Here is an 8,271-nt window from a genome sequence, read left to right as displayed (position 1 = left end):
CCACCCCCTGCACGGTGCGCGGGGGCTGCGCGGCCCCGTGCCCTGGGCGGCGGTGGCGCGCGGCGCGTTCGGTGTGGGGCCGGTGCTGGCGGCCCTGGTGGCCGCGGGGCAGACCTCCGCCGGGGTGACCGCGGGCCTCGGTGCGATGTTCGCGCACATCAACGACCGGCCCGCCACCCGCGCCACCCGCCTGGTGCGCATCGGCCTCCCCGCCCTGGCCGGGGCCGTGGGCATGGCCACCGGGGCGTGGCTGGGCACCCTCGGACTCGGCGCCTGGCTCGCGCTCGCCCTGGCGGCGGTCGGCCTGGTGTCCGGCGCGATCAGCGCGATCGGGCCGGTCTGCTCCTCGGCCGGGGTCCAGTTGATGGTGGTGTGCGTGGTCGGGGCGGGCATGCCCGCCCCTGAGCCCCCGCCGGTCCGGGCCGGGCTACTGCTTGCCGGCGCCGCGTGGGTGCTGGTCATGTCGTGGCTGCTGCCTATTTTTCATGGCTCGGTTCGCCGCCGGGCAGGGCTGCCCGACGAGCGGCGCGCGGTGGCCGCCGTCTACGACGCGCTCGCCGACCTGATGGCGGCGGTCGGCACCGAGCGAGGCCAGGCGGCCCGGCGCCGGCTGACCGCCGCGTACGACGCCGCCTACGAATCGCTCTACGGACACCGGATCCCGCTCCTCCGCCCCGACGCCGGTCTGCGGCGGCTGCGCGACCTGCTGGCGGTGGCCGGAGCGCTGAGCGAAACGGCGGTGACACTGATGTGGGAGGGCGAGCCACTGCCCGCCCGAGTGGCGCGGACCCCCGCGCTGCTGGCCTGCTCGGTGCGCACCGGCCGCCCGCCCGGCCCGCTCCCCGCGCCTGCGCCGCACACCGCCGGCGGCCTGGCCGCACACCGTGCGGTGCTGCTCGCCGCCCGCGTCTTCGACGGCGAACCCGCCCCGGCGGTCGGCGCGGTCGGGCCCGGCCCCCGGCAACGGCTGCGCCGGGTGCTCGGCCCGGCGGGCCGGGAGTACGCGGCCCGGGTGGCGCTGTGCGTGGGGGCCGCCACCGCGCTGGCCAAGTCGCTGCCTGGCGAGCACTGGTACTGGCTCCCCGCCACCGCCGCCTTCCTGGTCAAGCCCGACATGGGCCCCCTGGTGTCACGGGCCGTCTCCCGGGCGTTCGGCACCGCCGTCGGCGTGGCCGTGTTCGCCGGGCTCGCCGCGCTGCTCGGCCCGCTCGCGGGGGCGGACGACGAGGTGTGGCCGGTGGCCGTCGCCGCGGTGTGCTCGGCGCTGATCCCGGTGTCCGTACGCCACTTCGCGCTGCAGACGGCGGTGCTCACCCCCCTCCTGCTGTCCCTGGTGTACCTCGGCGGCGACCGTGGCGCGGAGTACGCACGGCTCGCGGACACGCTGCTGGCCTGCGCGGTGGTGCTGGCGGCCGGGGTGCTGCCGGGTCTCGGCGGCCCGCGCGCCCAGGTGTCCGTACGGCTCTCGCTCGCGGTCCACGCCACCCGCGACCACTTGGACCGGGTGCTGGCGGCCGACGCGCCCTACGAGGTACGGCTGCGGCTGCGCCGCGAGGCGTACCGCGCCCTGGCCGATGCCCGCCGCGCGGTGGAGGTGGCCGGGGCCGAACATCCGCCGTTCGGGCGCGACCTGGCGGCGTGGGCCCCGGTGGTCGCGGCGCTCGAGGAGATCGTGGACGCGACGACGGCGTGCGGGGTCCGGCTGGACCACGGTGCGCCGCCCCCGGACGCGAACCTGGCGGACCGGCTGCGGGCCGTCCTGTCGGACCTGGCCGACGCGGTCGCCGCCCGCCGCCCGCCCGCCGACCTGCCGCTGCCTGCCGGGGCGTCGCTCACCTTCCCCCGGCCACCGCTGGGCGGTGCCCCCTGCGCCACACTCGCCGACGTCACCGCCGGCCTGCACCGCGCCCGGCACCTCGCCGGGTTCCGGCTGGGCCCCGCCAGGTCCCGCTGGGCCGTGCCGACCTCGCTCCGGCCCCGGCTCACCCGCCGGACCCGGCCGCGTAGCATCTGGCCATGAACCGGACGGCGAACCTCGTACTCATCAGCGGAAGCCTGCGCGAAGGCTCCACCAACACGGCGGTGGTGCGCACCCTGCCCGGGCTTCTCGGCGACCGGGCCCGCCCGCTGGAGTACCGCGGCATGGCGGCGCTGCCGCACTTCAACCCGGACGACGACGTCGAGCCGCTGCCCGCGGAGGTGGCCCGGCTGCGCCAGGTGGTCGCCGAGGCCGACGCGGTGTTGTTCTGCACGCCCGAATACGCGGGGGGTCTGCCGGGCTCGTTCAAGAACCTGCTGGACTGGACGGTCGGCGGGACGGAGATCGTCGACAAGCCGGTGGGCTGGATCAACGCCTCCTCGTCCCCCACCGGGGCCGAGGGCGCCCACCGCGCCCTGCGCGCGGTCCTCGGGTACACGGGAGCGCGCCTGGTCGAGGAGGCGTGTACGCGGGTGCCGGTGCCCCGGACCGCCGTCGACGCCGCGACCGGTACTGTCACGGACCCCGAGGTGCGCGAGGCCATCGCCGAGGTCGCCTATGCGCTCGTCGGCCATGTGGTGGCCGGCTGGGGCGCTTTGACCACGGGGGAGGCTGCGGAGTAAGGGGTGGCGGACCGGGCCACGGCGTCCGCGTAAGGCCCGGGGTCGAGCCTCCGCGCGCGCCCCACAGACCGGTCCCGGCCGCCGGGCCGGCCGGGACGCCGGGCCGGCCGGGACGCCGGCCGTGTCGTGGAGCCACCGCAGGGCCGCGATGGACGCGCCGTCCGGGACCGGGATCACCAGTCGGTGAAGTGGTCCAGGAAGTGGCCGCCCTCCCGCTTGATGCGGACCAGGGTGTCCGCCGGGGTCTTCGCGGGTACGACGGCGCGGAACGAAAGGTCGAGCAGCCGCGCGAAGTGGGCTCCCGCGACGGCGACCGCGCCGCCGGTGGCGGCGACCACCGTGGTGTCCGCCGTGATCCGGCCGCTCGCGATCGCCCGGCAGAACATGGCTTGTACCAGGCGGTGTTTCACGCTGCCGGTGTGGGGTGCGCCGACTCGTCCTTGAGATAGACCTCGATGTCCCGCAGCGCGGGCAGCGGGAGCGGACGGAGGGGCGTCGGGCCGTGGGCGCGGCCTTCCGCGCGGAGGCGTCGGATCGCGTCCGCCGCCCAGGCGTTGGGGTGCTCCGAGGTCATGGGCACCGACCCTGCCCAGGGGCCCGGGTGCGTTGCTGGTGCCGTATGGCATCGTCGAGGGCGTCAAGTGCACTGAGTAACAGGGGGTTCGGACGTGACGGTGACGCTGGAGGGCGAGCGGCTGGCCGAGGTGGCGCGGCGCCTCAGGGACGCCGACACCGGAGGGTGGCGGCAGCCCGCGCTGCGGGCGCTGGTCTCGTCGCTCGGGTGGGAGTGGCGCGAGGCCGCGGGGGACGCGGGCGAGGCGTGGCTGCGGCCGACGGGACGGCACGAGTCGGAGTTCGTGCATGACGGCGAGGAGTTCGTCGGGCTCCATGTGCCGGTAGAGCTGGTGGCGGGCGGGGCCACCGCCAAGGCGGAGAGCTTCCGCAGGGCGGCGGAGACGCTGACGGAGGCGTTCGGGCGCGCGTCCATCATGGGGGCGTACGGGGATCTCGGGCCGTTCTACGAGTCCACGCCGGTGTGGGGGAGCCCCTTTCTGCGGTGGCGCGGAAAGCCGGACACCCTGGAGCTGCGCGCGGGGGAGCGGGGGCCGGAGCTGCTGCTCCAGCCGACCGACCCGGCGGAGAACTGGTTCTGGCGGCAGGGCCACGGCGAGGCTCATGCGATCGGCGGCTTCTTCGGCTCCCGCCGGGTCTCGGCCAACGGGGGCCTGGGTTTCCCCGGTTACTGGCAGACGGACGACTGGGACGTCTACACCTCCGCGCTGAGCGACTTCCTGGGCTCGCTCCCGGCCGAGACCAGCGCCCTGGGCATCGGTCTTGACCTCGGCATCCACGCGCTGGTGCCGGGCACCTACGGGCCGGTCGTCTTCCATATCGTCTGCGGCGACCAGCTGGAGATCGTCTACAGCACGGAGGAGCTGGACGGCGCGGGCTCCGGCACCGACCCGGCCTCTCTCGGCTGGATCCCGGAGGCCACGGCGCCCGCGCGGCTCTCCCACTGGATCGACTGGACGCACCACTCCGGCGTCTTCGGCCCGGACCACACCGACGGCCCGCGGCTGGCCCGGTTGCTCGTCGACACCCTCCGCGGCCTGGGAGTGTCGTCGCCGAAGGACCTGAGCCTTTCGGACCACGCCCAGACCGTGGACGACTACCAGGTGGACTTCTACGGGCTGACGCTGCGCGAGAACCCGTAAGCGGACCCGCCCCGGGGCGGCGGACACGGCCCCGGGGCGCGGTGGTTCAGGACGTGGCGGTTCAGGGCGCGATGGTTCAGGGTGCGGTGGTTCAGGGCGCGGTGGTGAACACGAGCGAGGTGTTGTGGCCGCCGAATCCGAAGGAGTTGGTCAGCGCCGCGGCCGGTGCCGCGCCGCGCCGGGGCTGCCCCGTGACGACGTCAAGCTTGACCTGCGGGTCGAGGGCGTCGACGTTCTGGGTCGCGGGGATCACCCCGTCGCGCACCGCGAGGATCGCGGCGAGCGCGCCGACCGCCCCCGCCGCACCGAAGAGATGGCCGGTCATGGACTTGGTCGCGGTCACGGACGGATGGACGCCGATGGCCTCGGCGATCGACTCGGCCTCGGCGAGATCGCCCATGGGCGTGGAGGTCGCATGGGCGTGGATGTGCTCGATCGCGAGCGGGGTCAGCCCCGCGGCGGCCAAGGCCATACGCATGGCGCGGACTTGACCCTCGGGGTGCGCGGCGGTGATGTGGTGGGCGTCCGAGGTGACCCCGGCCCCGGCGAGCGCCGCATGGGCGCGGGCCGCTCGGGCGGCGGCGAACTCGGCGCGCTCCAGGACGACCACGGCCGCCCCCTCGCCGATGACGAAGCCGTCGCGGTCGACGTCGAACGGCCGGGACGCCTGCTCGGGCTCGTCATTGCGCGTAGAGTGCGCCCTGGCCTGGGCGAATCCGGCCAGCACCAGGGGGTTGACGCAGGCTTCGGTGCCGCCCGCGACGACCACGTCGGCCCGGCCGAGGCGGATCAGGTCCAAGCCCAGCGCGATCGCCTCGGCTCCCGAGGCGCAGGCGCTGACCGGGGCGTGGGCGCCGCCGCGCGCGCCGAGTTCGATGCTGACCAAGGCGGCGGGGCCGTTGGCCATCAGCATGGGGACGGAGTGCGGGGACATCCGCCGCATCCCGGAGGACTCCATGATGTCGTTCTGGCGGAGCATGGTCAGCGTGCCCCCGGTGCCCGTGCCGATGGCCACGGCCAGCCGCTCCGGCTCCACCTCGGGGGCGCCCGCGTCGGCCCATGCCTCGCGGGCGGCGATCAGCGCGATCTGCTGGCAGCGGTCCATCCGCCGGGCCTGCACCCGGTCCAGGACCTCGGACGGGTCGACCGCCAGCCGGCCGGCGATCCGTACGGGCGCATCGAGAGCCCAGTCCTCCTCGATCCTGCTGATCCCGGATTTCCCCGTCAGCATTCCGGACCATGTCGAGGCCACATCCCCGCCGAGCGGTGTGGTGGCCCCGAGACCGGTGACCACCACCTGGTCGGTGTCAGCGCGCATCGAAACTACCCCCGTGTAGTGGACACACAACTCCCGCATAAAGTGCGGGAGGAGATCGACTTGTCGGCCACTCTGTCAGGGTGATTCCGCCCGAACAGATGTTGTGATCCCAGCAGTCCGGCACCGGGATTTTGTAGGGAACGGCTATTGTATGCCGATGCAGTGACCGGGGAACCGCGGAGCGTGAGAAAGGGGCCGCCCCGGTCGGACGGGTGTCCAACCGGGGCGGTAGAGGGGCGGTAGAGGGGCAGCGGCGGCGGGCCGCCGGATCAGCCGAGGGTGGCGAGGGCCTCGTTGAAGGTTGCCGACGGACGCATCACGGCGGCGGCCTTGGCCGGGTCGGGCTGGTAGTAGCCGCCGATGTCGGCCGGCTCGCCCTGGACGGCGATCAGCTCGTCGACGATCGTCTGCTCCTGGGCGGCCAGCGTCTCGGCGAGCGGGGCGAAGGCCTTGGCCAGGTCCGCGTCGTCGGTCTGCTTGGCCAGCTCCTGCGCCCAGTACAGGGCCAGGTAGAAGTGGCTGCCGCGGTTGTCGATGCCACCGACCCGGCGGCTGGGCGACTTGTCCTCGTTGAGGAAGGTGGCGGTGGCCCGGTCGAGGGTGTCGGCGAGCACCGTGGCGCGCGCGTTGCCGGTGGTCTTCGCGTACTGCTCGAGGGACGGCACCAGCGCGAAGAACTCGCCCAGCGAGTCCCAGCGCAGGTAGTTCTCCTTGACCAGCTGCTGGACGTGCTTGGGCGCCGAGCCGCCGGCGCCGGTCTCGAACAGGCCGCCGCCCGCCATCAGCGGGACGACCGACAGCATCTTGGCGCTGGTGCCCAGCTCCAGGATGGGGAACAGGTCGGTCAGGTAGTCGCGCAGCACATTGCCGGTGACCGAGATGGTGTTCTCGCCGCGGCGGATGCGCTCCAGCGAGAACTTGGTCGCCTCGACCGGGGCCATGATCTCGATCCGCAGGCCCTCGGTGTCGTGCTCGGGCAGGTACGCCTTGACCTTCTCGATCAGCTGGGCGTCGTGGGCGCGGTTCTCGTCGAGCCAGAAGACCGCCGGGTCGCCGGTGGCGCGGGCGCGGGTGACGGCGAGCTTGACCCAGTCGCGGATCGGCAGGTCCTTGGTCTGGCACATCCGGAAGATGTCACCGGCGCCGACGACCTGCTCCAGGACCACGTTGCCGGCCTCGTCGAGGACGCGGACGGTGCCCGTCGCGGGGATCTCGAAGGTCTTGTCGTGGCTGCCGTACTCCTCGGCCTTCTGCGCCATCAGACCGACGTTGGGGACCGAGCCGATGGTGGCGGGGTCCAGGGCGCCGTTGGCCCGGCAGTCGTCGAGGACGGCCTGGTAGACACCGGCGTAGCTGCTGTCGGGGAGGACGGCGAGGGTGTCGGCCTCCTGGCCGTCGGGGCCCCACATATGGCCGGAGGTGCGGATCATGGCCGGCATGGAGGCGTCGACGATGACGTCGGAGGGGACGTGCAGATTGGTGATGCCGCGGTCGGAGTCGACCATCGCCAGGCGGGGGCCCTCGGCCAGCTCGGCCTCGAAGGACTCCTTGATCTTGGCGCCCTCGGGCAGCGACTCCACGCCCTTGAGGATGCCGCCGAGCCCGTCGTTGGGGGTCAGCCCGGCCGCGGCGAACACCTCACCGTACGCGGCGAAGGTCTTCGGGAAGAAGGCCCGCACCCCGTGGCCGAAGACGATCGGGTCGGAGACCTTCATCATCGTGGCCTTCAGGTGCAGCGAGAACAGCACGTCCTCGGCCTTGGCGCGGGCCACCTGCGCGGTGAGGAACTCACGCAGCGCCGCCACCCGCATCACGGACGCGTCCACGACCTCGCCCGCCAGCACGGGTACCGACTCGCGCAGCACGGTGGTCGAGCCGTCGTCGCCCGCCAGTTCGATGCGCAGCGAACCGGCCTCGGAGATCACCGCGGACTTCTCGGTGGAGCGGAAGTCGTCGACGCCCATGGTGGCGACGTTGGTCTTCGAGTCGGCGGACCAGGCGCCCATGCGGTGCGGGTGCGTCTTGGCGTAGTTCTTGACCGACGCGGGGGCGCGGCGGTCGGAGTTGCCCTCGCGCAGCACCGGGTTGACGGCGGAGCCCTTGACCTTGTCGTAGCGGGCGCGGATCTCGCGCTCCTCGTCGGTCTTGGGGTCGTCCGGGTAGTCCGGCAGCGCGTACCCCTGCTGCTGGAGCTCGGCGACCGCGGCCTTCAGCTGCGGGATCGAGGCCGAGATGTTCGGCAGCTTGATGATGTTGGCCTCAGGCGTCTTGGCCAGCTCGCCGAGCTCGGCGAGGGCGTCGGGGATCCGCAGGCCCTCCTCCAGGTACTCGGGGAAGACGGCGATGAGGCGCCCGGCCAGCGAGATGTCACGGGTTTCCACAGTGACACCGGCCGTCGACGCGTAGGCCTGGACCACCGGCAGGAACGAATACGTCGCCAGGGCCGGGGCCTCGTCGGTGTGCGTATAGATGATGGTCGAGTCAGTCACCGGGTGCTCCGCTCCACGTCTGCAACATTGCTCGACATCAAGATATCTCGTCATCGGCTCCCTCCACTCGTGGGCCCTTCGAATGGGCCCACGAATGCGTCATTGCATAAAGCTTCGGTCGGCCGTATAGTCATGCCATCAAGAGGGA

At 73.3% G+C, this 8,271-nt stretch carries 7 protein-coding genes; 3 read left to right on the top strand and 4 right to left on the bottom strand.

Annotated features, from left to right (window positions below):
* Together CCN51_RS18010 and CCN51_RS18005 are read left to right on the top strand one after the other, a co-directional pair.
* Window positions 1–2,020 (top strand): FUSC family protein (locus tag CCN51_RS18010; RefSeq protein WP_086859725.1); only part of this gene is annotated, 2,020 nt, incomplete at its 5' end.
* Window positions 2,017–2,601 (top strand): NADPH-dependent FMN reductase, encoded by a 585-nt coding sequence (locus CCN51_RS18005; RefSeq protein WP_014175094.1) that lies wholly within the window; start codon window positions 2,017–2,019, stop codon window positions 2,599–2,601. The genes CCN51_RS18010 and CCN51_RS18005, both read left to right, overlap by 4 nt.
* Before the next feature lie 173 nt (window positions 2,602–2,774).
* Here the strand turns inward: CCN51_RS18005 and CCN51_RS57460 are convergent, their stop codons facing one another.
* Together CCN51_RS57460 and CCN51_RS57455 are read right to left on the bottom strand one after the other, a co-directional pair.
* A complete protein-coding gene (locus CCN51_RS57460) occupies window positions 2,775–3,011 on the bottom strand; it encodes a pyridoxal-phosphate dependent enzyme (RefSeq protein ID WP_055413891.1) in 237 nt (78 codons plus the stop codon).
* The gene (locus CCN51_RS57455; protein WP_014175092.1) at window positions 3,008–3,175 is read right to left on the bottom strand and encodes a hypothetical protein; all 168 of its coding nucleotides are present in this window, start codon (window positions 3,173–3,175) and stop codon (window positions 3,008–3,010) included. Before CCN51_RS57455 ends, CCN51_RS57460 begins: the two co-directional genes overlap by 4 nt.
* Before the next feature lie 94 nt (window positions 3,176–3,269).
* Here CCN51_RS57455 and CCN51_RS17995 point away from each other — a divergent pair, with 94 nt between their 5' ends.
* The gene (locus CCN51_RS17995; protein WP_014175091.1) at window positions 3,270–4,316 is read left to right on the top strand and encodes a hypothetical protein; all 1,047 of its coding nucleotides are present in this window, start codon (window positions 3,270–3,272) and stop codon (window positions 4,314–4,316) included.
* 91 nt (window positions 4,317–4,407) lie between these two features.
* On the opposite strand, the gene CCN51_RS17990 is transcribed toward CCN51_RS17995, so the two are convergent.
* Together CCN51_RS17990 and CCN51_RS17985 are read right to left on the bottom strand one after the other, a co-directional pair.
* The gene (locus tag CCN51_RS17990) at window positions 4,408–5,634 is read right to left on the bottom strand and encodes a beta-ketoacyl-[acyl-carrier-protein] synthase family protein (RefSeq protein WP_014175090.1); all 1,227 of its coding nucleotides are present in this window, start codon (window positions 5,632–5,634) and stop codon (window positions 4,408–4,410) included.
* Between the two features lie 269 nt (window positions 5,635–5,903).
* Window positions 5,904–8,123, bottom strand: a complete 2,220-nt coding sequence (locus tag CCN51_RS17985) for an NADP-dependent isocitrate dehydrogenase (protein ID WP_014175089.1) — start codon at window positions 8,121–8,123, stop codon at window positions 5,904–5,906.
* Between the last annotated feature and the right edge of the window lie 148 nt (window positions 8,124–8,271).

This window comes from Streptomyces milbemycinicus (genome assembly GCF_002154605.1).
GTDB classification, from domain to species: domain Bacteria; phylum Actinomycetota; class Actinomycetes; order Streptomycetales; family Streptomycetaceae; genus Streptomyces; species Streptomyces milbemycinicus.
This window is presented reverse-complemented; position numbering and strand designations above follow the sequence as displayed.

Coding starts and splice junctions, on each gene's coding strand:
- CCN51_RS18005 (WP_014175094.1), top strand. CDS start 2,017: ATGAACCGGACGGCGAACCTCGTACTCATCAGCGGAAGCCTGCGCGAA.
- CCN51_RS57455 (WP_014175092.1), bottom strand. CDS start 3,175: ATGACCTCGGAGCACCCCAACGCCTGGGCGGCGGACGCGATCCGACGC.
- CCN51_RS17990 (WP_014175090.1), bottom strand. CDS start 5,634: ATGCGCGCTGACACCGACCAGGTGGTGGTCACCGGTCTCGGGGCCACC.